The following is a 25,787-nucleotide window of genomic DNA, read 5'->3' on the forward strand; positions in this document are numbered from 1 at the left end:
CCAACACAGCCTTTGATCGACACAGCCTCTGATCGACACAGCCTCTGATCCCGAGCAGCCTTTTTGCCCGTTCCTTCCAAGGAGCCGTACACCATGACGACCACCCCCGCCGAGCACGGGTTCCGGATGCCGCCCGAGTGGGCGCCGCACGAGCGGACCTGGATGGCGTGGCCGGGCCCGAACCCCACCTTCGACAGCCCCGTCGCGCTCACCGGCGCGCGGGAGTCCTGGGCCGAAGTCGCCCGCGCCGTACGCCGGTTCGAGCCCGTCACCGTCGTCGCCTCGCCCGACGGTGCCGCCTCGGCCCGCAAGCTGCTCGGCCCGGACATCGACGTCGTGCAGCGGCCGCTGGACGACGCGTGGATGCGGGACATCGGCCCGACCTTCGTCACCTCCGACGACGGCCGGCTCGGCGCCGTGGACTGGACGTTCAACGGCTGGGGCGCCCAGGAGTGGGCCCGCTGGGACCGCGACGCGCAGGCCGGCGCGTACGTCGCGGAGCGCGCCGGCGCCCGTACGTACGCCTCGCGCCTGGTGAACGAGGGCGGCGGCATCCACGTGGACGGCGAGGGCACCGTGCTGCTCACCGAGACCGTGCAGCTCGGCCCGGAACGCAACCCGGACTGGACCCGCGAGGAGGTGGAGGCGGAGATCCACGCCCACCTCGGCACGCGGAAGGCGATATGGCTGCCGCGCGGACTCGCCGCGGACTACGGCGAGTTCGGCACCCGCGGTCACATCGACATCGTCGCCGCCTTCGCCCGGCCGGGCGTGGTCGTCGCGCACACCCAGCCCGACCCCACCCACCCGGACCACGAGATCTGCGCGGACAACGTGAAGCTGCTGCGCGCCTCCACCGACGCGCGCGGCCGCCCGCTGGAGGTGGTGGAGCTTCCGGCACCGACCGTCACCGAGGTGGACGGCGAACCCGTCGACTACTCGTACGTCAACCACTACCTCTGCAACGGCGGCGTCGTGCTCTGCGGCTTCGCCGACCCGATGGACGAGCACAACGCGGGCATCTTCCGCCGCCTCTTCCCGCAGCGCACGGTCACCCTGGTCGACGCCCGCACCGTCTTCGCGGCGGGCGGCGGCATCCACTGCATCACCCAGCAGCAGCCGAAGATCTAGGGGTTATCCCAGCGGGTCACTGGGGCAATCGGGACATATGACTCTCTGGGGCTACACGATGATGACCGAGCAGGCCGGACCCCGACAGCTCGTGGACGACGTCGTCCGCGCCGAGCAGGCGGGGTTCGACTTCTCGGTGACCTCCGACCACTACTTCCCCTGGCTCGACAGCCAGGGCCACTCCCCGTACGCCTGGTCCGTGCTCGGCGCCGCCGCGCAGGCCACCCGCAGCATCCCGCTGACGACCTTCGTCACCTGCCCGACCTTCCGGTACCACCCGGCGGTCGTGGCGCAGAAGGCCGCCACGCTGCAACTGCTGTCCGAGGGCCGCTTCCGGCTCGGGCTCGGCACGGGCGAGAAGCTCAACGAGCATGTGGTGGGCGGCGACTGGCCGACATCCGCGCTGCGGGTCGACATGCTCGCCGAGGCCGTCGACATCATCCGCGCGCTGTGGGCGGGCGGTTACGTCACCCACCACGGCACGCACTACGAGGTCGAGGCCGCCCGGCTCTGGGACCTCCCGGAGACGGCGCCGCCCATCGGCATCGCCGTCTCCGGCGGCGAGTCCTGCGAACTCGCCGCCGAGAAGGGCGACATGCTCATCGCCACCGAGCCGAAGGAAGAGCTCGTGCAGGCGTACGGCAAGGCCGGCGGGGACGGCGCGCGGATCGGGCAGATCCCGGTCTGCTACGACCCGGACCGGGCGGCCGCGGTGTCCCGCGCGCACGACCAGTTCCGCTGGTTCGGGCTGGGCTGGAAGGTCAACTCGGAGCTGCCGAAGCCCTCGTCCTTCGCCGGCGCCACCAGCTTCGTCCGCGAGGACGACATCTCCGAGGCGCTGGCCTGCGGCGACGACGTGGGCGAGTTCGTCGACAAGATCAAGCCCTTCGTGGACGCGGGCTTCACCGACGTCGCACTGGTCCAGATCGGCGGCGCCCACCAGGACCCGTTCTTCGACTGGGCCGAAAACACACTGCTGCCGGCCCTACGAAAGCTCTAGCCGGGTGCGGGGCCCGCCCCGCCCCCCCGGTGTGGGCACGCGGTCCGCCAAGGGGCGGAACGGGTGGGCACACCGGACCGCACCCGCGAGGTCTGTCCCCACCCGCACAGCCCCGCGCCCCGCAGGGGCGCTACGCGCCCCCGATACGATCGGGGCCCCGCGGCGACCCCCGCCGCACCCACCGCGAAGGAGACGACGGCGTGCCCCCACGCCCCCGCGGGCAACGCCGCCCCGCCCAGCCCAGGGAAACGCTGCTGGCGACGGCCATGTCCACCATCGCCGAACACGGCCTGGACCGGCTGACGATGGCCGGCCTCGGCCGGATAGTCGGCATGAGCAGCGGCCATCTCCTCTACTACTTCAAGACCAAGGACGAGCTGCTGCTGCAGACCCTGCAGTGGAGCGAGGAGCAGCTCGGCGCGGAGCGCCGCGCCGAGCTCGCCCGCCAGATCCCCGCCGCGGAACGGCTCGCCACCTTCGTCGACCTCTATCTCCCGGACGGCCACCGCGACCCCGCGTGGGCGCTCTGGCTGGAGGTGTGGAACCGCTCGCAGAACGCCGACGGCGAGGTCCGCGCACGGCAGCTGGAGCTGGAGCTGGCCTGGCACCGGGACCTGGTGGCGCTGCTGGTCGAGGGCGCGGCGCGGGGCGAGTTCCGCCCGGTCGACGCCGACCGCTACGCGACGCGGGTACGGGCGCTGCTCGACGGCTTCGGCACGCACCTGGTGGTGGGGCTGCCCGGCAGCGACAGGGAGCAGGTGCTCGCCCACGTACGGGAGTTCTTCGCGGAGACCCTGACCGCGCACCCCTGAGGGCGGCCCCGGGAGTCCGGCGGTGCCGCCCGTACGGGGTGAACGTACGGGCGGCACCGGGGAGTTGCACGTAGTACAGGGCCCTACAGGGTCACACCTGCGGAGTCACTCCTGCGGGGTGACCCCGGCCCGGAGGAGGCCGTACGTGTAGCCGTCGTCCAGGGCGTGCCAGGACGCGGCGATGACGTTGTCCCCCACACCGACCGTGGACCACTCCGAGGCGCCGTCGCTCATCGACACCAGTACGCGCGTCGTCGAGTGGGTGCCGCCGGTGCCCTCCAGGATGCGCACCTTGTAGTCGACCAGGGCCATCCGGGCCAGCTCCGGGTAGATGCTTTCCAGGCCCGAACGCAGCGCGCGGTCCAGGGCGTTGACGGGGCCGTTGCCCTCGCCGGTGGACACCTGCCGCTCGCCCTTCGCCCACAGCTTCACGGTCGCCTCGTTGGCCTGCGCCCCGTCCGGCCGCTGCTCGACGATGGAACGCCAGGACTCCACCGCGAAGAACCGCTTGGCACCGCCCTGCACCTCGTCGCGGAGCAGCAGTTCGAAGGAGGCGTCGGCCGCCTCGTACGTGTAGCCCTTGAGCTCCTGCTCCTTGACCCGGTCCACGATGCGGCCGATCAGCTCGCGGTCGCCCGCCAGGTCGTACCCCAGCTCCTTGCCCTTGAGCTCGACCGTCGCGCGGCCCGCCATGTCGGAGACGAGCATCCGCATGGTGTTGCCGACGAGTTCGGGGTCGATGTGCTGGTACAGGTCGGGGTCGACCTTGATCGCGGAGGCGTGCAGCCCGGCCTTGTGGGCGAACGCCGAAGTCCCCACGTACGGCTGGTGGGTGGACGGCGTCAGGTTCACGACCTCGGCGATGGCGTGCGAGATCCGGGTGGTCTCGCTCAGCGCGCCCTCGGGCAGTACGTGTTTCCCGTACTTCAGCTCCAGCGCGGCGACAACGGGGAACAGGTTGGCGTTGCCGACGCGTTCGCCGTAGCCGTTCGCGGTGCACTGCACGTGGGTGGCGCCGGCGTCCACGGCGGCAAGGGTGTTGGCGACGGCGCAGCCGGTGTCGTCCTGCGCGTGGATGCCGATCCGCGCGCCGGTGTCGGAGAGCACGGTCCGAACGACGGCCTGCACCTGCGCGGGCAGCATCCCGCCGTTGGTGTCGCAGAGGATCACCACGTCGGCGCCGGCCTCGTGCGCGGCGCTCACCACCTGCTTCGCGTACGTGGGGTTGGCCTGGTAGCCGTCGAAGAAGTGCTCGCAGTCCACGAACACGCGCCGCCCCTGCTCCCGCAGGAACGCCACGGTGTCCGCGACCATGGCCAGGTTCTCTTCCAGGGTGGTGCGCAGGGCCAGTTCGACGTGCTTGTCGTGGGACTTGGCGACCAGCGTCACGACCGGGGCACCCGAGTCCAGCAGCGCCCGCACCTGCGGGTCCGTCTGCGCGGGAACGCCCGCGCGACGGGTGGAGCCGAAGGCGACCAGCTGCGAGTGCCGGAAGTCGATCTCCTGCTGTGCGCGCTCGAAGAACTCGGTGTCGCGCGGGTTGGCGCCGGGCCAGCCGCCCTCGATGAAGCCGACACCGTAGTCGACGAGGTGGCGGGCGATGGTCAGCTTGTCCGCTACGGAGAGATTGATGCCTTCACGCTGTGCGCCATCGCGCAGCGTGGTGTCAAAGACGTGAAAGGCGTCGGTGGTCATGTCTCCTGGCTCTCCTGGGTCAGTGGTTCCGGAAGGAAGCGTTCCACTTGCCCCCATCTTCCCGCGCGACTCCGTCCCCGGCCGAGGTGGGGCCAGAAAACGAAAAAACCTCTCGCGGGTGCGAGAGGTCTGCGCGCGGGTCTGGGGCACGGTGGCCGCTGCCGCGGGGGATTTCCTGCGGACAGACGGTCACTGCGGACCGGCGCGCCTGCTGCCGATAATCATGGCGTACGAGGGCACGATGGCGAGTCTTGCACAATCGGCGCACACACCGTGACAGCTGTCTCACAATACGGATGTGAGCTTCACGACAGGCGGCCCATTCCGGTCAGCAGGACCCGAACTCCCCGCCCTTGATCTCACCGACGAACGCGCCCCAGGCGGCTCAACAACCGTCCAGGTTCCGGAACTTCGGATCGCCAGTCGGCAGCGACGGGCGACTCACGGGTATCTCAGCCGTCTTGCAGTTCCCGTACCAGCCGCAGAAGCTCCTGATTCGGCAGCTTCGGGTACAGGGTCTTCAGATGTCGCACGGCGCCCTTGCTGCCGACGTCGTGCCACACACGGCGCGCCTCTTCGATGTTCTCCGCACGGAACCGCTCGTAGGTGCGGAACTGGCGGTAGAACCAACGCCGCCGACGCCATCGCTGGTTGTAGATCAGCCCGGTCACGATCAGGACGAAAGCGATCAGGAGCAAGGCACCGGCCTGGGAAGTGGAGTTTCCGGCCACTGCGATTGTCACCGACGTATAGACCGCACCGGCTCCCGCGAGTAGCAGCAGAGCGGCCAGTGGGGACACGAGGTTCGCTTCTCGGTTTCTCTGCCGGCTCATGCCGTTCCCGTAGTCCACTTGCCACCTGGAAAGTCGCTCTGGAACCGGCCCCCGCCCGGTGGTCCGGGGAGGGGGCCGGTGCGGCGGGGCCGAGCTCAGGGCTTCAGTGGGTGAGTTTGTGCATCCAGGTGTGGGTGTCTTCGGACTTGCCGTTCTGGACGGAGAGGAGGGCCTCGCGGAGCTGGAGGGTGATGGGGCCGGGGGTGCCGTCGCCGACCGTCCACTCGCCGCGGGCCGACTTGACCGCGCCGACCGGGGTGATCACCGCGGCGGTGCCGCAGGCGAAGACCTCGCTGATGGAGCCGTCCGCGTTGCCCTCGCGCCAGTCGTCGGTGGAGATGCGGGACTCCTCCGTGGCGTAGCCGAGGTCCTCGGCGATGCGGAGGAGGGAGTCGCGGGTGATGCCGGGAAGCAGCGTGCCGGTCAGCTCCGGGGTGACGATCCGCGCGTCGGCGCCGGTCCCGTACACGAAGTACAGGTTCATGCCGCCCATCTCCTCGATCCAGCGGCGCTCGATCGCGTCCAGCCACACCACCTGGTCGCAGCCCTGTGCCGCGGCCTCCTTCTGGGCGACCAGCGAAGCGGCGTAGTTGCCCGCGCACTTGGCCTCGCCGGTGCCGCCGGGCGCGGCGCGCACGTACTCCTCGGAGAGCCAGACGGAGACGGGCTGGATGCCGCCGGAGAAGTACGGGCCCGCCGGGGAGGCGATGACCATGAAGGTGTACTCGTTGGCCGGCTTCACGCCGAGGCCGACCTCGCTGGCGAACATGAAGGGGCGGAGGTAGAGGGACTCCTCGCCGACGCCGGGCACCCAGTCCTTGTCCTGCGCGACGAGCAGGTCGCAGGCCTCGATGAAGGTCTCGACGGGCAGCTCGGGCATGGCCAGGCGGCGGGCGCTGCGCTGGAAGCGGGCGGCGTTGGCGTCCGGGCGGAAGACGGCCACGGAACCGTCCGGCTGACGGTAGGCCTTCAGCCCTTCGAAGATCGACTGGGCGTAGTGCAGCGTCATGTTCGCCGGGTCCATCTGGAGCGGCGCGTACGGCTGCAGCTGCGCGTCGTGCCAGCCGCGGCCCTCGGTCCACTTGATCGTGACCATGTGGTCCGTGAAGTGGCGTCCGAAGCCCGGGCTGGCCAGCACCGCCTCTCGCTCCGCGGCGGGCAGCGGCTGTGCCGAGGGCTTGAGGTCGAAGTCGATTCCGGTCATGTGAGCGCGTCCTTCGCTGAGTGTGGTGACGGACCGCGCTCCCGTGTGCCCGCTGGTATGTGGACGTCCGAGCGTTACCTCATATCGCGGTCCCGCGTTCGATTATCGCGCGCGGGATTCTGCACGGGGTCGGCGGTCCCGATTCTGATGGTCGCACCCGACCGCCGTACAGCACAGTGGCCGGGCACGAGGCCCGGCCACTGGTGGTCAAGCCTGGATCTAGCCGGCTACTCGTACCGCCAGGGCGTCGCCGATCTCGTCGGTCGTACGGGTCGCACCCGCGTTCTCCGTGAGGTCCGCGGTGACGGCGTCCTCGATACGGGCGGCCTCGGTCTCGTGGCCGAGGTGGCGGAGCAGCAGCGCGACGGAGAGCACCGTCGCCGTCGGGTCGGCCTTGCCGGTGCCGGCGATGTCCGGCGCCGAGCCGTGCACCGGCTCGAACATGGAGGGGAACTCGCGGCTCGGGTTGATGTTCCCGGAGGCGGCGAGGCCGATACCGCCGGAGACGGCGGCGGCGAGGTCGGTGAGGATGTCGCCGAAGAGGTTGTCGGTGACGATCACGTCGAACCGCGCCGGGTCGGTGACCATGAAGATGGTGGCCGCGTCGACGTGCAGGTAGTCGGTGGTGACCTCGGGGTACTCCTGGCCGACCTTGTCGAAGAGGTTCTTCCACAGGTGGCCGGCGTGCACGAGCACGTTGTTCTTGTGCACGAGGGTCAGCTTCTTGCGCGGGCGGTTGTTCGCGCGCTCGAAGGCGTCGCGGACGACGCGCTCGACGCCGTACGCGGTGTTGACGCTGACCTCGTTGGCGACCTCGTGCGGCGTGCCGGTGCGGATGGAGCCGCCGTTGCCCACGTACGGGCCCTCGGTGCCCTCACGGACGACGACGAAGTCGATGTCCGGACGGCCCTCCAGCGGGGTCCCGGTGTTCGGGAACAGCTTGGAGGGGCGGAGGTTGACGAAGTGGTCGAAGGCGAAGCGCAGCTTCAGCAGCAGCCCGCGCTCCAGCACGCCGGACGGCACGCTCGGGTCGCCGATGGCGCCGAGCAGAATCGCGTCGTGCGACGCGAGCTTCTCCATCTCCGCGTCCGGGAGGGTCTCCCCCGTGTCGTGCCAGCGCCGGGCGCCGAGGTCGAACTGCTCGGTCTCCAGCTTCACGTCCTGCGGCAGGGCGGCGGACAGGACTTTCAAGCCCTGGGCCACGACTTCCGAGCCGATTCCGTCGCCGGGGATCACTGCGAGGCTGATGCTGCGAGACATGGACGGGACCCTACTCCTCGTCCCACCGCCTGAGCACATGTCGTCCACATTCCGGACGAGGGGAGGGCGATGCGCCGACGCGGTGCTCCCGCGCGGTCAACTCCCGCTCTCCTGGCCGGAGATACGGCCCGGCGGGCCGGGCGGAGGGGAAACCGCACAGACAATCTGAGTTAACCCGCCGTCCGCCGAGGGGACTTCCCCTTGTCGGTGCCCGCTGGGACCTTGCTCCGCATGACGACACCGCGCGACCTGCCGAACATGGGGATTCCCGCCCGGCTGGCGGACAAGATGAGCATGCCGGAACAACACGCTTACCTGCGCAGCAAGTTGACGCGGCGTGGCGTACTGCGGGGCGGTGGCGTCGTCACGGCGGGCGCACTGGCCGGCGCGGGACTGGTCGCGGCGGGCGACTCGGCGCTGGGCTCCCCCGACCCGGGGCCCGTGCTGATGCCCTCGGCGAGCGAGGTGGACGGTTCGCTGGTCGCCCCGTTCGGCCGGCATCTGGCGTTCGGCGCGGACCCGAAGTCGCAGATGCGGATCTCGTGGCAGGTGCCGTTCGCGGTGCGCAAGCCGTACGTACGGGTGGGGCTGCGGCCCTGGGACCTGGGCCGGAAGGTCGACGCGGAGGTGCGGGAGCTGCACACGCCCGCGCTGTCGAAGAAGCTGCCGGAGGTCGACCAGTTCTATCTGCACGTCGCGCTGGACGGGCTGCGGCCCGGCACCACGTACTACTACGGCGTCGGGCACGAGGGCTTCGACCCCGCGTCCGCCGAACGCCTCGCCACCATCGGCTCGTTCACGACGGCGCCGGCCGGCGCGGACGAACGGTTCGTCTTCACCGCCTTCGGTGATCAGGGCGTCAGCTACGACGCGCTCGCCAACGACCAGCTGATCATGGGCCAGAACCCGTCCTTCCACCTGCACGCCGGCGACATCTGCTATGCGGACGAGTCGGGCCAGGGCAAGGAGTCGGACACGTACGACGCGCGCGTGTGGGACCAGTTCCTCGCGCAGACCGAGTCGGTGGCCGCGCGGGTGCCGTGGATGGTGACGACCGGCAACCACGACATGGAGGCCTGGTACTCGCCGAACGGCTACGGCGGCCAGTCCGCGCGCTGGAGCCTGCCCGGGAACGGCCCGGACGAGAAGAAGGCGCCCGGCATCTACTCGTTCGAGTACGGCAACGTCGGCGTCATCGCGCTCGACGCCAACGACGTCTCGTACGAGATCCCCGCCAACAAGGGCTACACGGAGGGCGCGCAGACCCGCTGGCTGGAGCGCCGGCTCAAGGAGATGCGCGCTTCGGACACGGTGGACTTCGTGGTGGTCTTCTTCCACCACTGCGCCTACTCGACCAGCACGCACGCCTCCGACGGGGGCGTACGGGACGCGTGGGTGAGCCTGTTCGAGAAGCACCAGGTGGATCTCGTGGTGAACGGGCACAACCACGTGTACGAGCGCACCGACCCGGTCCGCGGCGGCAAGCCCGCGAAGAAGCTCCCCGTCGGCGGCACGGCCGACCCCGTACGGGACGGCACGGTGTACGTCACCGCGGGCGGCGCGGGCAAGGAGCTGTACGACTTCCCCGCGCCGGACAGCTACGAGGGGCACGTGAAGGACCAGGACAGCGTGCTCAGCTTCCACTGGACGGAGCACAAGGTCCAGAAGCCGGACCGGGTGGAGTGGTCACGCGTCCGCTACACGGGCTTCTCGTTCATCGCGGTGGAGTCCGACCCCGGAGCGCGGGGGCGGGCGCCGGCCCTGACTGTTTCCGCGATCGCCGAGACCGGCGAACGTGTTGACCACTTCGTGGTCAAGCGGCGTTCGAGCTGAGGGGTGCGGTTTGCGTGGAACGGTGCGGTTCGCGTGTGGTTTGCGCAGTTCCCCGCGCCCCTTTTTGCGCCGCTCCACGCGCCCCTTGTCTCGTGTCCGGGCGCGCTCAGTGGCCCGTTTCGCCGCCGTTGTCGCGGCGGTCGAGGGCGCGCTGGAGGGCGGCCGCCGCGTTCCGGCGGTCGCTCTCGCGGGCCTCACGGGCCGTACGGGCCGCGGAGGAGGGACGGGCACGGCGGGTCGTGGTCGCAGGCATGGCGGGTCTCCTTACTGCCGGCACGCACCGCGTGGCAACGCACTGCGTGCAGAAGGGAGTGCAACGCGCCGGAGGGGGCGGGGACTTGGATGCGGCAGGGATCACCTGCGTCGTGGCACCCGTCTCTACCGCCACTCGCTGGTCCTAGCGAGACGTTCGGCTTCCTACAAAGGTAGAAGCCATGAGCCGTGCTGTCTCCCCAATTACTTGGCCTTCCTACTATCTGAGACGAACGCCACGTACCGGCGGGCGCGGTGATCATGGCGGTGTCTACACTGCGCGGCCATGGCTGAAGACCAACAGGCAGCCCACGCGGGGCTGTTCGAGACGATGTCCACCATGCGCGCGATGCGCCGGCTCAAGCCCGACCCCGTACCGGACGAGCTGCTGGAACAGCTGGTGCAGGCGGCCGTCTGGGCGCCGAGCGGGTCCAACCTCCAGCAGTTCCGGTACGTCGTGGTCACCGACCGGGACGTGATGACGCGGCTGGCGCCGCTGTGGAAGCGGTGCGTCGACGCGTACCTGGGCTCGGCCGGGAAGGCCGTGCCGCCCACGATGGACGCGGAGGCGTACCGGCGGATGGTGGCCGCGATCGAGTACCAGCGCGACCACTTCGCCGAGACCCCGGCGCTGATCATCCCCTGCTACCGGTACGAGCAGCCGCGCGGCAGCCTGGAGGGGCTGCGCGCCATGAAGGACGCGCTGGGCACGGGGGCGCTGCTGCGGCTGATGCGGGGCAACGTGTTCGGGTCGGTCGCGGAGGCGTCCAGCGTGTATCCGGGCGTGCAGAACCTCCTGCTCGCCGCTCGGGGGCTGGGGCTGGGGGCGACGCTCACCGTGTGGCATCTGATGCTGGAGCGGGAGTGGAAGCGGGAGTTGGGGATTCCGGCGGACTTCAACACGTTCGGGGTGATTCCGGTGGGGTGGCCGAGGGGGCGGTTCGGGCCGGTCCGGCGGCTCCCCGTGAAGGAGGTCATGCACGTCAACGGCTGGTAGCCGGGCCCTTTCGGGGCTGCGCCCCGGCCCGGTGTTCGGCCCCTGTCCCGCCCCTTCCCGTTTCTTCCGGGGAGCGCCCCGGGCCCCTCGGCCGGGAGGGCCCGGATCCATTCGGGCACGGCGGATGGTGCGCGTTCTTCTCCGCCGCGGCGGAGGGTGCGGGGAGCGTTGCTGGTCGGCGGTTTCAGCGTGCGTCGCGCGTACCGGCCGGGTGCGTGCGGGGGCGCTTCCCGCTGCGGGGTGCGGTCCTGTGTGCCCGCCCGTTCCGCCCCTCGGGCGGACCAGCCGCCCACAACGGCGGCGCCCCTCCCAGGGGAGGGGCGCCGCGCGCTCAGGGGGATCAGCCGGTCCGGCCAGGAACCGTCAGCCCATGTGCGGGTAGTGGTAGTCCGTGGGGGCTACCGCGGTTTCCTTGATGGCGCGGGGGGAGGCCCAGCGCAGGAGGTTGAACTTCGAGCCCGCCTTGTCGTTCGTGCCGGAGGCACGCGCGCCGCCGAAGGGCTGCTGGCCGACGATGGAGCCGGTGGGCTTGTCGTTGACGTAGAAGTTGCCCGCGGCGAAGCGCAGCTTCTCGGAGACCTCGTTGACGACCTCACGGTCGGCGGCGAGGATCGCGCCGGTCAGCGCGTACGAGGAGACGGACTCCATCTGGTCGACGACCGCGTCGAAGTCGCCGTCCTCGTAGACGTGCACGGCGATGAACGGGCCGAAGTACTCGGTGTGGAACACCTCGTCCTCCGGGTCCGAGCAGGCGATGACGGTCGGGCGGACGAAGTAGCCGACGCTGTCGTCGTACGTGCCGCCCGCGACGATCTCGCAGTTGTCGTTGGCCTTGGCACGGTCGATGGCGGCCTTGTTCTTGGCGAACGAGCGGTCGTCGATGACGGCCGACATGAAGTTCGACAGGTCGGTCGGGTCGCCCATGGAGAGGCCGTCGACCTCGGCGGCCAGCTCCTCCTTGAAGCCGCTGTCCCAGATGGAGCGCGGGACGTAGGCGCGGGAGGCGGCCGAGCACTTCTGGCCCTGGAACTCGAAGGCGCCGCGGGTGATGGCGGTCTTCAGGATCGCCGGGTCGGCGGTCGGGTGGGCGACGATGAAGTCCTTGCCGCCGGTCTCGCCGACGATGCGCGGGTAGGACTTGTAGCGCTCGATGTTCTCGCCGACCGTCCTCCACAGGTACTGGAAGGTCTTCGTCGAGCCGGTGAAGTGCACGCCCGCCAGGTCCGGGTGCGGCAGGGCGACCTCGGAGACGTCCTTGCCGTCGCCGGTGACCAGGTTGATGACGCCCTTGGGCATCCCGGCCTCCTCCAGCAGCTCCATCAGCAGGATCGCCGAGTGGGTCTGCGTCGGGGAGGGCTTCCAGATCACGACGTTGCCCATCAGGGCCGGCGCGGTGGGGAGGTTGCCCGCGATGGCGGTGAAGTTGAAGGGCGTCACCGCGTAGACGAAGCCCTCCAGCGGACGGTGGTCCATCCGGTTCCAGACGCCCTTGGGCTGGATGGGCGGCTGCTCCTCCAGGATCTGGCGGCCGAAGTGGACGTTGAACCGCCAGAAGTCGATGAGCTCACAGGGCGCGTCGATCTCGGCCTGCTGCACGGTCTTCGACTGGCCGAGCATCGTGGAGGCGGCGATCCGCTCGCGCCACGGGCCCGACAGCAGCTCCGCGGCCTTCAGGATGATCGCGGCGCGGTCGTCGAAGGACATCGCGCGCCAGGCCGGGGCCGCGGCCAGCGCGGCGTCGATGGCGTCCTGCGCGTCCTGCTTGGTGGCGGTGCCGTAGGTGCCGATGACGGCCTTGTGGTTGTGCGGCTGTACGACGTCGACGCGCGCGCCGCCGCCCATGCGCTTCTCGCCGCCGATGGTCATCGGCAGCTCGATCGGGTTCTCGGCGAGCTCCTTGAGCTGCTGCTCGAGGCGGGCCCGCTCGGGGCTGCCCGGCGCGTAGGTGTGCACCGGCTCGTTGTACGGGGCGGGAACCTGGGTCACAGCGTCCATGTCTGCTGTGCTCCTTTGCGTGTCGGGGTCGGTGAGGGGTCGTTCGAGGTCTGCTGTGCGGCCGCGGGGCCGGCCGCGGGGGTGCTCAGCCGCGGGTTGCCAGCGAGCGCAGGAAAAACGCCAGGTTGGCGGGGCGCTCGGCGAGGCGGCGCATGAAGTAGCCGTACCAGTCGGTGCCGTAGGGGACGTAGGCGCGCACGCGGTGGCCCTCGGCGGCGAGCCGGTTCTGCTCGGCCTCGCGGATGCCGTACAGCATCTGGAACTCGTACTCGTCGGGCTTGCGCCCGGCGCGGTGCGCGAGCTCCTGCGCGATGGCGACCATGCGCGGGTCGTGCGAGCCGACCATCGGGTAGCCCTTGCCGGCCATCAGGATCTTCAGACAGCGCACGTACGCGAGGTCGACCTCGCGCTTCTCCTGGAACGCGACGTCGGCGGGCTCCTTGTACGCGCCCTTCACCAGCCGTACGCGCGAGCCCTCCCCGGCGAGCGCGTGGCAGTCGTCCTCCGTGCGGAACAGGTACGACTGCACGACCGCGCCGGTCTGCGGGAAGCGCTCCCGGAGCTTCCCGAGGATGCCGAGCGTGGAGTCGATGGTGGTGTGGTCCTCGGCGTCGAGGGTGACGGTGGTGCCGCCGGCGGCCGCGGCCTCGACGACCGGCAGCACGTTCTCGTACGCGAGGTCGTCGCCGCCGGGCAGCGTCTGCCCGAAGGCGGAGAGCTTCACGGACATCTCGGCGCGCGGGCCGAGCCCTTCGGCGGCCAGCGCCTCGGCGAGCGCCAGGTAGGCGTCGCGGTTGCGGAGGGCCTCGGCGCGGTCGGTGATGTCCTCGCCCAGGTGGTCGAAGGTGAGGTCCAGCCCGCGGGCGGTCAGCGGGCGCACCGCCGCCAGGCACGGTTCGAGCTCTTCGCCCGCCACGAATCGGTTCACGACGGGACGGGTGACCGGCGCGGCAGCGACGGCCCGTTTGATGGTCTCGCTGCGGGCGGCGGCGAGAAGCACGGGACCCAGCACGGGCACCTCCTCAGATGTTCTTGTCTTGGCGAGAGAAGCCACCCTGAAGTTAAGGATTGCGCTGTTCCCGGGCCATCGACAGCTGTCACGCATCCGTGTCCCGCATCTCAGACAACTGTATGAGAATGGTCGGTGAGTACGGAGGAAGACGCGACACGTGAGGCGGCAGAGGCGGCATGCGCGAGGACTACCAGGCACTGATCGACGAGGTCAGCACGCTGCTGGAGAAGCCCGCGACGCTGGAGGGGCGGGACTTCGGACTGATCGCCTTCGGTGCGCACGAGGGCGGCGGCGAGGGGGACTCCGATCCCGCGCTGAGCCTCGACACGGTCCGTACGCGCACCATCCTGCAGCGCCGGTCGACGGCCGAAGTGCGGGAGTTCTTCGAGAGTTTCGGCATCGCGCGGGCCACCGCGCCGGTGCGGGTGCCGGCCGATCCGGCGGCCGGGGTGCACGGTCGGCTCTGTCTGCCGGTACGGCACGGCGGCACCGTGTACGGCTACATCTGGCTGCTGGACGACGGGGAGCTGGAGCCCGCCGACCCGCGCCTGGGCGCCGCCATGGTGACCGCGGCGCGGATCGGCTCGCTGCTGGCGGGCGAGGCCCGGGTGGGGGCGCGCCGCGGTGAGCTGCTGCGGGAGGCGCTGACCGGTTCCCGTACGGAGCGGGAGGCGGCGACGGCCGAACTCCGGGGCGCGCTGGGCCCGTCCAACGCGGGGCCCGTCGCGCTGGTGGCGGTGCTGCCGTGGGAACCGGCCGACGGCGAGGAGCACACGGGAGTGGCGGGCGTGCCCAACGTGGCCGCGGGCAGCGCGATTCCGGCGGACGGGGACGACGGGGACCTGCCCGGCGGCGGGGCGCCCGCGTACGCGGCGCTGGTGCGGCTGCGCTCGGCCGACACCACGGGGCCCGCGGTCACGGCGGCCGAGCGGCTGCTGCGGTCGCCCCAGGTGGACGGCGGCACCGGAACGGGCGCGGGCCCCGCACCGGGCGCCGGTGTGAGCGGCGTACGGACCGGACTCGGCCAACTGGCCGCCGCCTGGCGGGAGGCGGTGGCCGCCGCGGCCGCCTCAAGGGCCGAGCCGCGGCTGGGCCCGGTGGCCGAGTGGGCGGCGATCGGCCCGTACCGGCTGCTGACCGCGCTGCGTACGGGGGCGCACGGCGAGGACGGGACGGACACGGCGGTCCGGGCGCTGCTGCGCCCCGCACACCGCGAAATGGCCCGCACCGCCGAGGTGTTCCTCGACTGCGCGGGCCAGGCGGGCCGTACGGCGGCCGAGTTGGGTGTGCACCGGCAGACGCTCTACTACCGGCTCTCCCGCGTCGAGCAGCTCACGGGACTGGACCTGGACGACGGCGAGCACCGGCTGCTGCTGCACATGGCCCTCAAGGCGGCCCGCCTGTAGGCCGGTTGCACCGCGCCGTGCGGGTGCGGCTCGCGCCGGGTTTGCGCCGTTCCCCGCGCCCCTTCCCCGGCTTCCCCTGCGCCTCGTGGGCGGGTGCGGTTCGCGCTGGGGTTTGCGCCGTTCCCCGCGCCCCTTGTTCCGCGCCGTTCCCCGCGCCCCTTGGACGACGGGCCCGGGGCCGCGGCGTGGTGCCGCGGGCCCGGGCCCGTATGGTCGTGGCCGCCGCGCGGCGGTGCGTCAGTCCTCGAGGTTGACGCTGCGCGCGAAGGTCGCGCCGATCTCGCCCTTGATCTCGGTGAGGACCGGGGCCGGGATGGTGTCGTCGACCGTGAGGGCCACCAGGGCCTCGCCGCCGACCGTGGCGCGGGAGACCTGCATGCCCGCGATGTTGATGTCGGTCTCGCCGAGGATCCGGCCGACCGTGCCGACGACGCCCGGGCGGTCGGCGTAGCGCAGGAAGGCCATGTGGTCGGTGAGCTGGAGGTCCACGTCGTGGTCGCCCACCGCGACGATCTTCTGGTGGTTCTTCGGGCCCGCCAGGGTGCCGGAGACGGAGACCTCTTCGCCGTTGGAGAGGGTGCCGCGCACGGTGACCATGTTGCGGTGCTCGATGGACTCGCTTGAGGTGGTGAGGCGGACCTCGACACCGCGCTCCTGTGCGAACAGCGGGGCGTTGACGTAGGAGACCGTCTCGTCGACGACGTCCTCGAAGACGCCCTTGAGCGCGGAGAGTTCCAGAACCTTCACATCGTGCTGGGTGATCTCGCCGTACACCTCGACGTCGAGCCGGACCGCGACCTCGCCCGCCAGCGCGGTGAAGATCCGGCCGAGCTTCTCGGCGAGCGGCAGACCGGGGCGCACGTCCTCGGCGATGACGCCGCCCTGGACGTTCACCGCGTCCGGGACCAGCTCGCCCGCGAGGGCGAGGCGGACCGACTTGGCGACGGCGATGCCCGCCTTCTCCTGCGCCTCACCGGTGGAGGCGCCCAGGTGCGGCGTGCAGACGACCTGGTCGAACTCGAAGAGCGGCGAGTCGGTGCAGGGCTCGCTCGCGTACACGTCGAGGCCGGCGCCGGCGACGCGGCCCTCCTTGAGCGCGGAGGCGAGCGCCTCCTCGTCGACGATGCCGCCGCGCGCGGCGTTGATGACGCGCACGTTGGGCTTCACCTTGTGCAGCGCCTCGTCGCCGATCAGGCCGAGCGTCTCCGGCGTCTTGGGGAGGTGCACGGTGATGAAGTCGGAGGCGGCGAGCAGCTCGTCGAGCGAGAGCAGCTTGACGCCCATCTGCGCGGCGCGCGCGGGCTGCACGAACGGGTCGTACGCGACGACGTTCATGCCGAACGCGGACATGCGCTGGGCGACGAGCACGCCGATCCGGCCGAGGCCGACGACGCCGAGGGTCTTCTCGCTGAGCTCGACACCGGTGTACTTGCTGCGCTTCCACTCGCCGTTCTTGAGCGCGGCGTTGGCCTGCGGGATGTTCCGCGCGGTGGCCACGACAAGCCCGCAGGCCAGCTCGGCCGCGGTGACGATGTTGGAGGTCGGGGCGTTGACCACCATGACGCCGGCCTTGGTGGCGGACGGCACGTCGACGTTGTCCAGGCCGACGCCGGCACGGGCGATGACCTTGAGCTTGCTGGCGGCTCCGATGGCCTCGGCGTCCACCTTGGTGGCGGAGCGCACGAGGATGGCGTCCACATCGGTGATGGCGGAGAGCAGCTCGGCCCGGTCCCCGCCGTTGCACTGGCGGATCTCGAAATCCGGCCCCAGGGCGTCGACGGTGGCGGGCGAGAGCTCTTCGGCGATCAGTACTACGGGCTTGCTCACGTGGTCTCCAGTCCTGGCGGATCATCTCCGTCGCGCCGGCGCGACGGAGCACAACGGCCGAGTCCCGTACGGCCGTGAGAACGGTGGAGGGGTCATCATCCCCGCGCGGCGGCCCCGCGAGGCGGGCGCAGGGGCGGGCACACGACGCTGTGAGCCGGTGACGCGCTCGTTACTGGTGCTTGTGCAGTGCAGTGTATATACGCCCGGCGCTCCTGAAGAGGGGCCCTCACGAATTGATCACTCTCGCGCGGGGCCGGGCACACATGTGTGCGCCCGGCCCCGTCGGCGAAGGCCCCTCGGGGGCGAGGCGTCAGGCCTCTTCGTCGACCCAGCTCATCAGACCGCGGAGCTTCTCACCGGTCTTCGCCAGCGAGCTGTCGGCGTCCTGCTTCTTGTACTCGTTGTACTTCGGCAGGCCGGCCTTGTACTCGGCCATCCAGTTGGTGGCGAACGTGCCGTCCTGGATGTCGCCGAGGATCTTCTTCATCTCGGCCTTGGTGCCGTCGTTGATGACGCGCGGGCCGGAGACGTAGTCGCCCCACTCGGCGGTCTCCGAGACGGACCAGCGCATCTTCTCCAGGCCGCCCTCGTACATGAGGTCCACGATGAGCTTCAGCTCGTGCAGGCACTCGAAGTACGCGATCTCCGGCTGGTATCCGGCCTCGACGAGGGTCTCGTAGCCGGCCTTCACCAGCGCCGAGGTGCCGCCGCAGAGCACGGCCTGCTCACCGAACAGGTCGGTCTCGGTCTCCTCGGTGAAGGTCGTCTTGATGACGCCGGCGCGGGTGCCGCCGATGCCCTTCGCGTACGAGAGGGCCAGGTCGAAAGCGCCACCCGAGGGGTTCTGCTCGACGGCCACGATGCACGGCACGCCGCGGCCCTCCTCGTACTGACGGCGGACCAGGTGGCCCGGGCCCTTCGGGGCGACCATGCAGACGTCAACGGTCTCCGGGGGCTTGATGAAGCCGAAGCGGATGTTGAAGCCGTGGCCGAAGAACAGCGCGTCGCCGTCCTTCAGGTTGGGGGCGATGTCCTTCTCGTACACCTCGCCCTGGATGGGGTCCGGGACCAGCACCATGATGACGCTGGCCTCCTTGACCGCCTCGGCGGGCGTGGTGACCTTCAGGCCCTGCTCCTCGGCCTTGGCGCGGGACTTGGAGCCCTCGTGCAGACCCACCCGGACGTCCACGCCCGAGTCGCGGAGGGACAGCGCGTGGGCGTGGCCCTGGCTGCCGTAGCCGAGAACCGCGACCTTGCGGCCCTGGATGATGGACAGGTCGGCGTCGTCGTCGTAGAACAGCTCGGCCACTTGGGGATTCTCCTCAGACTGAATGGGGGTTGTGCGGCCCAACCTATGCCGGTCGGGCGGTACGTGGACGTCAGGGGGTGTCAGGCTCGCCGGTCCCGCCCCGCCTAGGCGGAGCGCTCCAGCGCGCGCAGGCTCCGGTCGGTGATGGAGCGGGCGCCGCGCCCTATGGCGATGGTTCCTGACTGGACCAGCTCCTTGATGCCGTACGGCTCCAGCATCTTGAGCATGGCGTCGAGCTTGTCGCTGCTGCCGGTCGCCTCGATGGTGACGGCTTCCGGGGAGACATCCACGGTCTTGGCGCGGAAGAGCTGGACGATCTCGACGATCTGGGAGCGGGTCTCGTTGTCCGAACGGACCTTCACCAGAACGAGTTCACGCTGGACGGCGGAGCCGGGCTCCAGCTCGACGATCTTGAGCACGTTGACCAGCTTGTTGAGCTGCTTGGTGACCTGCTCGAGCGGCAGGTCCTCGACATTCACCACGATGGTGATGCGGGAGATGTCGGGGTGCTCGGTGACGCCGACGGCCAGCGAGTCGATATTGAAGCCGCGGCGGGAGAACAGCGCGGTGATACGGGCGAGCACGCCCGGGGTGTTCTCCACGAGGACGGAGAGCGTGTGCTTGGACATGGGGTTGGGGCTCCGTTTCCGTTCTGTCCTCGATGGCCGGTCAGTCGTCTTCGTTGTCGCCGAAGTCGGGGCGCACCCCGCGGGCGGCCATGACCTCGTCGTTGGAGGTGCCGGCGGCGACCATCGGCCAGACCATCGCGTCCTCGTGGACGATGAAGTCGACCACGACGGGGCGGTCGTTGATGGAGTTGGCCTTCTCGATGACGGCGTCCAGCTGCTCGGGGTCCTCGCAGCGGATGCCGACGCAGCCCATCGCCTCGGCCAGCTTCACGAAGTCCGGGACGCGGGTGCCCTTGCTGGGCGCTCCCTGCTCGCCGTCGTGCAGCTGGGTGTTGGAGTAACGCTGGTTGTAGAACAGCGTCTGCCACTGGCGGACCATGCCGAGGGCGCCGTTGTTGATGATGCCGACCTTGATCGGCACGTTGTTCAGCGCCGCGGTGACGAGCTCCTGATTGGTCATCTGGAAGCAGCCGTCGCCGTCGATGGCCCAGACCGTACGGCCCGGCTCGCCGACCTTGGCGCCGAGCGCGGCCGGCACGGCGTAGCCCATGGTGCCGAGGCCGCCGGAGTTCAGCCACGTCGCCGGCTTCTCGTAGTCGATGAAGTGCGCGGCCCACATCTGGTGCTGGCCGACGCCCGCGGTGTAGATGGTGTCGTCCGGGGCGAGTTCACCGATGCGCTGGATGACCTGCTGCGGGGAGAGCGAGCCGTCCTCGGGCAGGTCGTAGCCCAGCGGGTAGCTGTCGCGCCACCGGTTCAGCTGCTCCCACCAGGTGGGGTAGCCGGCCTTGGCCTCCTCGCCGGTGGTGCCCGCCTCCTGCTCGGCCTGCACGGCGACGATCAGGTCGGCCAGCACCTCGCGGGCGTCACCGACGATCGGCACGTCCGCCGTACGGTTCTTGCCGATCTCGGCCGGGTCGATGTCGGCGTGCACGATCTTCGCGTACGGGGCGAAGGAGTCCAGCTTGCCGGTGACCCGGTCGTCGAACCTGGCGCCCAGCGCGACGATCAGGTCGGCCTTCTGCAGCGAGGTGACGGCGGCCACGGTGCCGTGCATCCCGGGCATGCCCAGGTGCTGCGGGTGGCTGTCGGGGAACGAGCCCAGGCCCATCAGAGTGGTGGTGACCGGGGCCTTGGTCTGCTCGGCGAGCACCTTCAGCTCGCCGGTGGCGCCGGACTTCATGACGCCGCCGCCGACGTACAGCACCGGGCGCTTCGCCTCGGCGATCAGCTTGGCGGCCTCGCGGATCTGCTTGGCGTGCGGCTTCGTCACCGGCCGGTAGCCCGGAAGGTCGGTCGTGGCGGGCCAGTTGAACGTCGTCTGCCCCTGGAGCGCGTCCTTCGCGATGTCCACCAGCACCGGGCCGGGGCGGCCCGTGGAGGCGATGTGGAACGCCTCCGCGATGGTGCGCGGGATGTCGTCCGGGTTCCGCACGAGGAAGTTGTGCTTCGTCACGGGCATCGAGATGCCGCAGATGTCGGCTTCCTGGAAGGCGTCCGTGCCGATGGCGGCGGAGGCCACCTGGCCGGTGATGGCGACCATCGGCACCGAGTCCATGTGCGCGTCGGCGAGCGGCGTGACCAGGTTGGTGGCGCCCGGCCCCGAAGTCGCCATGCAGACCCCCACCTTGCCGGTGGCCTGCGCGTAGCCGGTGGCGGCGTGACCCGCGCCCTGCTCGTGCCGCACCAGCACGTGGCGGACCTTCAGGGAGTCCATCATCGGGTCGTACGCCGGGAGGATGCAGCCGCCCGGAAGCCCGAATACGGTGTCGGCGCCGACCGCCTCGAGGGAGCGGATGAGCGCCTGCGCGCCGGTCATCTGCGCGCTGACGCCGGCCGGTGTGGCCTGCTGCTGATTTCCGCCGTTACGGGCCCGCGGCTGCGGTTTGGGGGCCCCGGTGGCCTGCTCGGTCATCGGCTGTCTCTTCCCGGAGAGTAAGCGTGAGGGTGACGGTGGAGAGAAGTGCTGGTGCAACAAAAAACCCCCCGTGCCTGAGGCAAGCGAGGGGGGCGCGCCGCTGATGTGTCGCGGGGTCGAAGGATCGGACCCCGGTCAGCCGACGCGCTTTCCAAGTACGAGAATTCCGGTGCGCATGGCATTGACCTTCCCTCCGTCAAGTACCGGGTGTCAAGTGAGTGGGACGGGCGTCTCACCATTCGAGCTCTCCTAGGGCTGCATCTCCCCGGAAAGCGTGGCCGGATCCGTCGCCTCCCATGTGTCGCATGCGGCCACCCAGGGCGGAAGGGGCTCACGGCGCTCCTTGTGGCGCACCGGCAGGGCGCCGGCGACCACGATCGAGCGCCCCTTGTGTTCCTCCGGGACCGGGTATTCGCCGCGGGACAGGGCGAACCGCAGGCGGTGCTCGTCCAGCGGGCCGGAGAAGACGGCGCCCTGGCCGTGCGTACAGCCCAGCTCGCGGAGCGCGTTGACCTGTTCCGGCAGGTCGACCCCGTCGGCGACGGAGGTGAGCCCCAGATCGCCGGCTATGCGCAGCAGCCCGGCCGTGATCTTCCGCTGGCGCGGGGACTCGATCAGGCCGTCGACGAGACCGCGGTCCAGCCGCAGGATGTCGACGGGCAGCCTGCGGAGCGCGGACAGCGCGAGATAGCCGCTCCCGAAGCCGTCCAGCGCGAGGGCCACACCCATCCTGCGGAGCGCCGTCAGCCGCATCTCCAGCTCGTCCAGCGGAATCCGCGGGTCGCTGTCGGACAGCTCCAGGATCAGGGCGCCGGGCGGCAGTTCGTGACTGCGCAGCATGGCCTCGATGGTGTTCAGGCCCAGGGAGCGGTCCGTCAGCCGACGGGCCGGCAGCCGGACGATCACCGGGGCGCCGAGTCCGGCACGCTGCCGTGCGGCGGCCTGCTCGGCCGCCTCCTCCAGCAGCCAGCGGCACACTTCGGCCGCCTTGTCGCCCTGCGCCTCGTCGGCGGTGCCGCGGGGGGCGCCGCTCTCCGAGCTCAGGAACTCGGCGGGAGTGAAGAGAATGCCCTGCGCCGAGCGCCAGCGCGGCTGCGCGGCGACGGCGGTGACCTTGCCGCTGGCCAGCTCGACCACCGGCTGGTGCAATAACGCGAACTCGCCGTCGTGCAGCGCGCTGCGCAGCCGTGTGGCGAGCTCGGCCCGCTTGACCACCTCGGCCTGCATCTGCGGCGCGTACAGCTCGACGCGGCCCTTGCCCGCCTGCTTCGCGCGGTACATCGCCAGGTCGGCGTTGCGCATCAGCGCGGTCGGCGTGATGCCCGGCTCGGCGAAGGCGATGCCGATGGACGCGGCGACCCGCACCTCGGTGCCGCCCTCGACCGTGTACGGCTCGGAGAGGGTGACCCGCAGCCGGTCGGCGATCTCGTGGATGCGCAGCTCGCGCTCCGCGCCGGCGTGCTTGCTGGGATCGCTGTCGCCGAGGATCAGCACGGCGAACTCGTCGCCGCCGAGCCGCGCGGCGGTGTCGCCCGCGCGCACCGAGTCCTGCAGCCGGCGGGCGGCGTGCACCAGGAGCTCGTCGCCCGCCTGATGGCCGACGGTGTCGTTGACGGCCTTGAAGCCGTCGAGGTCGATGTAGAGCACGGCGGCCTCGCTGTCGCCGCCGCGCCGGCCCGAGAGGGCCTTGCGGACCCGGTCGGTGAACAGCGCGCGGTTGGGCAGGTCGGTCAGCGCGTCGTGCGAGGCGTTGTGCTGCAACTGGGCCTGGAGACGCACCCGTTCCGTCACGTCGCGGCTGTTGAAGATGAGGCCGCCCTGATAGCGGTTGACCGTCGACTCGACGTTCAGCCAGTGCCCCGCGCCGTGCCGGACCCGGCACTCGATGCGCGTCGACGTCTCGCTGTCCGGCTCGGCGGCCAGGCTGTTCGACCCGGCGGCAAGAAACCGGCGCAGCTCGTGCAGCACCCGGCCGAGGTCCTCGGGGTGGATGAGGGAGGCCAGTTCGGAGCCGACGAGGGCGTCGCCGTCCCGTCCGTACACCCCGGCGGCGGCCGGTGAGACGTACCGCAGCATGCCGGTGGACGAGGCGATCATGATGACGTCGCTGGAGCCCTGCACCAGGGAGCGGAAGTGGTTCTCCTTCTGGGCCAGTTCCTGGGTGAGCGTGACGTTGTCCAGCAGCATGATGCCCTGCCGGACGACGAGGGCCAGCACGACGGTGCAGCCGGTGAAGAGCACCACCCGGTCGATCTCCCGGCCGTCGAGGGAGTTGTAGAGGATCCCCAACGTGCAGACGGCGGCGGCGAGATACGGGGTGAGCGCGGCCAGCGAGCCCGCGATGGGGCGGCTGGGCAGCGCGGGGTGCGCGGTGTGCCGGTGCGCGGCGGCGGGCGCCGCCGGGTCGCCGGCGCGCAGCGCGGCGTCGTGCGAGGCCGCCGAGCGGGCGTACCGCAGGGTGCCTTCGCGGCGGGCGGCGTCCCGGCGCGGGGTCTCCCGGAGGGGGGCCCACGGCGCGTACGCCAGCAGCAGCGATCCGGCGAACCAGCCGGCGTCGAGCAGCTGCCCCGAGCTGTAGTGCTCACGCATCAGCGGCGAGGTGAACAGCGCGTCGCACAGCACCGTCAGCGCCAGCGCGCCGATCGCGGTGTTGACCGAACTGCGGTGCCCGGAGGAGCGCCGGAAGTGCAGCGCCAGCACCATGCTCACCAGCACGATGTCCAGCAGCGGATACGAGAGGTCCAGCGCGGCGCGGGGCACCGAATCGGCGCGCCAGTACGGCGTGTGCGCGAGCGCGAGGGACCAGGAGAGGGTGAGCAGCGAACCGCCGATCAGCCAGGCGTCGAGGCTCAGGCAGACCCAGCCGGCCCGGGTGACGGGCCGCTTGGCCAGCACCAGTAAACCGACGATGGCCGGCGGCGCGAACAGCAGGAAGCAGAAGTCGGCGAGGGACGGGCTCGGCACGGGGCGCGACAGCACCACCTCGTACCACCCCCAGACGGCGTTGCCGAGGCCCGCCATCAGCGAGGAGAAGCCGAACAGCAGCCAGGCGGGCCGGGTCGGCGGGTCGCAGCGGCGCAGCCCGAACCACAGGCAGGAGCCCGCGGCGAGGAGCCCCGCCGCGGACAGTCCGAAGTCGCCCATCACCACGGCGGTCTCCGCCGAGCCCCAGCCCACGGCCGCACCCACGGCATATCCGCCGCACAGCACGACGAGCGCCAACTGCGGGAGCATGCCCGTCAGTCCGCTCTGCCCGCTGTCGCCCCGCGAACTCCAGGCGTCACCGGAGGAGCGCCCGGCTCCTCCGGTGTCCTCCGCGGCGTGGTGCGACTGCGGCCGGGTCTGCGTCCAGTACCGGCCCTGCTCCGGGGCCGCGCCGTGGGCACTCATCGTGCCGCCCGGGCAGCCGGGGGATTCTTCGCCCTCGGTGGCTGCGCGCCCCGCAGCGCGCACCGTGCGCGGTGCGCACGCTGCCTAGTCCGGGGTCGGAGGTTAGTCCTGTGGCCGTGCATTCGCCCGCTGCCCCCCTCGAGTCCGGGTAACGCCCCCGTCGGGACGATACACCAGATCCGTCACTCAGGGACATAGTTACGATACGGACCGTGACGACCAGGGGCGTTGTGGGTGCGGGAGGCGCCGAAAGGCGTCCCTGGGCCGGTTTCTGACGTTCTGCCAGGCCGGTCCCGTCACTCTGCCACGGCAACGGAGTGTGCGAGGGGTTCTCCTGAGGCCCAGCGGTTCAGCTGCGCCGACAACAGCCGTTTGGCGCGCGGCAGGAAGGCGGTCGTGGGCCCGCCGACGTGCGGTGTGATCAGCGTGCCGGGTGCGTGCCAGAGCGGATGGTCGGCGGGCAGCGGCTCGGGGTCCGTGACGTCCAGTGCGGCCCGCAGCCTGCCCGAATCCAGCTCGGCCAGCAGGGACTTGGTGTCCACGACGCCGCCCCGCGCGACGTTCACGAGCAGTGCGCCGTCCTTCATCCGGGACAGGAAGTCGGCGCCGGCGAGGCCCCGGGTCTCCTCTGTGAGCGGTGTGCAGAGAATCACCACGTCGGCGGCGGGCAGGAGTTCGGGCAGGCGCGCGAGCGCGTGTACGGGCCCGCGCGAAGCGTCGCGCGCCGTACGGGCGACGCGGGTGACGTCCGCGACCTCGAACGGCAGCAGCCGGTCCTCGACGGCCGAGCCGATCGCCCCGTACCCCACGATCAGCACGGACTTGTCGGCCAGCGCGTCGTATATGCCGGGCTCCCAGCTGCCGTTGTCCTGCGCGCGGACGAAGTCCGGCAGGTTGCGCAGTGCCGCGAGGGTGAGCGTGAGGGCGAGTTCGGCGGTGCTGGCGTCGTGCACACCACGGGCGTTGCACAGCACCGTGCCGGAGGGCAGACCCGGAATGGCGGGCGCGACGTGGTCGATGCCGGCCGTGAGGGTCTGCACGACCCGCACCCCTGTCATGTGCTCCAGGGGCCGTACGGCGATCTCCGGGCCCTTCATGTACGGCACGACGTAGAAGCCGCAGCGGGCCGGGTCGGCGGGGAACTCCTCGGCGCCGTCCCAGAATCGGTAGGTCAGGGAGTCGGGGAGGCCGTCGATCTCGTCGGCGGGCACGGGGAGCCAGACCTCGGCGGGGGCCTCGGGGGCGGTGTCTGCGGAACGTGGTGTGACCATGGTCGCCAGGCTA

General features: G+C 70.9%; 19 protein-coding genes. 6 read left to right on the top strand and 13 right to left on the bottom strand.

From position 1 onward, the window contains the following. Window positions 1-93: 93 nt before the first annotated feature. The 3 genes from AC3AGO_RS11700 (at window position 94) to AC3AGO_RS11710 (ending at window position 2,943) form a co-directional block, all read left to right on the top strand. The gene (locus tag AC3AGO_RS11700; protein ID WP_487820097.1) at window positions 94-1,131 is read left to right on the top strand and encodes an agmatine deiminase family protein; all 1,038 of its coding nucleotides are present in this window, start codon (window positions 94-96) and stop codon (window positions 1,129-1,131) included. A gap of 37 nt (window positions 1,132-1,168) precedes the next feature. After that, complete coding sequence (locus AC3AGO_RS11705) at window positions 1,169-2,131, top strand: LLM class F420-dependent oxidoreductase (protein WP_487820098.1); 963 nt, start codon at window positions 1,169-1,171, stop codon at window positions 2,129-2,131. Between the two features lie 200 nt (window positions 2,132-2,331). After that, entirely contained in the window at window positions 2,332-2,943 is a 612-nt protein-coding gene (locus AC3AGO_RS11710) for a TetR/AcrR family transcriptional regulator (protein WP_487820099.1), read from the top strand. Between the two features lie 105 nt (window positions 2,944-3,048). On the opposite strand, the gene cimA is transcribed toward AC3AGO_RS11710, so the two are convergent. The 4 genes from cimA to AC3AGO_RS11730 all read right to left on the bottom strand — a co-directional run bounded on the left by cimA (window position 3,049) and on the right by AC3AGO_RS11730 (window position 7,935). Then, the gene (gene cimA / locus AC3AGO_RS11715; protein WP_487820100.1) at window positions 3,049-4,638 is read right to left on the bottom strand and encodes a citramalate synthase; all 1,590 of its coding nucleotides are present in this window, start codon (window positions 4,636-4,638) and stop codon (window positions 3,049-3,051) included. Window positions 4,639-5,090: 452 nt separating this feature from the next. Beyond that, on the bottom strand, window positions 5,091-5,489 hold the full coding sequence (locus AC3AGO_RS11720; RefSeq protein WP_487820101.1) for a hypothetical protein: 399 nt from the start codon (window positions 5,487-5,489) through the stop codon (window positions 5,091-5,093). 85 nt (window positions 5,490-5,574) lie between these two features. Next, window positions 5,575-6,675 (bottom strand): branched-chain amino acid aminotransferase, encoded by a 1,101-nt coding sequence (locus tag AC3AGO_RS11725; RefSeq protein ID WP_487820102.1) that lies wholly within the window; start codon window positions 6,673-6,675, stop codon window positions 5,575-5,577. A gap of 219 nt (window positions 6,676-6,894) precedes the next feature. After that, window positions 6,895-7,935: a 3-isopropylmalate dehydrogenase gene (locus tag AC3AGO_RS11730; protein WP_487820103.1), complete on the bottom strand. Its 1,041-nt coding sequence runs from the start codon at window positions 7,933-7,935 to the stop codon at window positions 6,895-6,897. Between the two features lie 231 nt (window positions 7,936-8,166). Here AC3AGO_RS11730 and AC3AGO_RS11735 point away from each other — a divergent pair, with 231 nt between their 5' ends. Next, complete coding sequence (locus AC3AGO_RS11735) at window positions 8,167-9,768, top strand: purple acid phosphatase family protein (protein WP_487820104.1); 1,602 nt, start codon at window positions 8,167-8,169, stop codon at window positions 9,766-9,768. Between the two features lie 106 nt (window positions 9,769-9,874). On the opposite strand, the gene AC3AGO_RS11740 is transcribed toward AC3AGO_RS11735, so the two are convergent. Next, window positions 9,875-10,021, bottom strand: coding sequence for a hypothetical protein (locus AC3AGO_RS11740; protein ID WP_487820105.1), 147 nt, complete (start codon window positions 10,019-10,021; stop codon window positions 9,875-9,877). 285 nt (window positions 10,022-10,306) lie between these two features. Between AC3AGO_RS11740 and AC3AGO_RS11745 the strand changes: the two genes are divergently transcribed. Next, the gene (locus AC3AGO_RS11745) at window positions 10,307-11,017 is read left to right on the top strand and encodes a nitroreductase family protein (protein WP_487820106.1); all 711 of its coding nucleotides are present in this window, start codon (window positions 10,307-10,309) and stop codon (window positions 11,015-11,017) included. A 363-nt stretch (window positions 11,018-11,380) separates the two neighbouring features. Here the strand turns inward: AC3AGO_RS11745 and pruA are convergent, their stop codons facing one another. Together pruA and AC3AGO_RS11755 are read right to left on the bottom strand one after the other, a co-directional pair. Next, window positions 11,381-13,012 (bottom strand): L-glutamate gamma-semialdehyde dehydrogenase, encoded by a 1,632-nt coding sequence (pruA, locus tag AC3AGO_RS11750; protein WP_487820107.1) that lies wholly within the window; start codon window positions 13,010-13,012, stop codon window positions 11,381-11,383. Window positions 13,013-13,097: 85 nt separating this feature from the next. Further along, window positions 13,098-14,024, bottom strand: a complete 927-nt coding sequence (locus AC3AGO_RS11755) for a proline dehydrogenase family protein (protein WP_487820108.1) — start codon at window positions 14,022-14,024, stop codon at window positions 13,098-13,100. Between the two features lie 176 nt (window positions 14,025-14,200). On the opposite strand from AC3AGO_RS11755, the gene AC3AGO_RS11760 reads away from it, so the two are divergent. Next, window positions 14,201-15,430, top strand: a complete 1,230-nt coding sequence (locus tag AC3AGO_RS11760) for a PucR family transcriptional regulator (protein ID WP_487820109.1) — start codon at window positions 14,201-14,203, stop codon at window positions 15,428-15,430. Between the two features lie 237 nt (window positions 15,431-15,667). Here the strand turns inward: AC3AGO_RS11760 and serA are convergent, their stop codons facing one another. From serA to AC3AGO_RS11790, 6 genes are all read right to left on the bottom strand, one after another. Further along, window positions 15,668-17,257, bottom strand: a complete 1,590-nt coding sequence (gene serA, locus AC3AGO_RS11765) for a phosphoglycerate dehydrogenase (RefSeq protein WP_487820110.1) — start codon at window positions 17,255-17,257, stop codon at window positions 15,668-15,670. Window positions 17,258-17,567: 310 nt separating this feature from the next. Next, a complete protein-coding gene (ilvC, locus tag AC3AGO_RS11770; RefSeq protein WP_487820111.1) occupies window positions 17,568-18,566 on the bottom strand; it encodes a ketol-acid reductoisomerase in 999 nt (332 codons plus the stop codon). 104 nt (window positions 18,567-18,670) lie between these two features. Further along, entirely contained in the window at window positions 18,671-19,195 is a 525-nt protein-coding gene (ilvN, locus tag AC3AGO_RS11775; RefSeq protein ID WP_487820112.1) for an acetolactate synthase small subunit, read from the bottom strand. Window positions 19,196-19,235: 40 nt separating this feature from the next. After that, a complete protein-coding gene (locus AC3AGO_RS11780) occupies window positions 19,236-21,110 on the bottom strand; it encodes an acetolactate synthase large subunit (RefSeq protein WP_487820113.1) in 1,875 nt (624 codons plus the stop codon). A gap of 252 nt (window positions 21,111-21,362) precedes the next feature. Beyond that, complete coding sequence (locus AC3AGO_RS11785; protein ID WP_487824623.1) at window positions 21,363-24,347, bottom strand: putative bifunctional diguanylate cyclase/phosphodiesterase; 2,985 nt, start codon at window positions 24,345-24,347, stop codon at window positions 21,363-21,365. A 452-nt stretch (window positions 24,348-24,799) separates the two neighbouring features. Beyond that, complete coding sequence (locus AC3AGO_RS11790; protein ID WP_487820114.1) at window positions 24,800-25,774, bottom strand: 2-hydroxyacid dehydrogenase; 975 nt, start codon at window positions 25,772-25,774, stop codon at window positions 24,800-24,802. Window positions 25,775-25,787: the final 13 nt, after the last annotated feature.

This window comes from Streptomyces sp. BL1 (assembly GCF_057628045.1).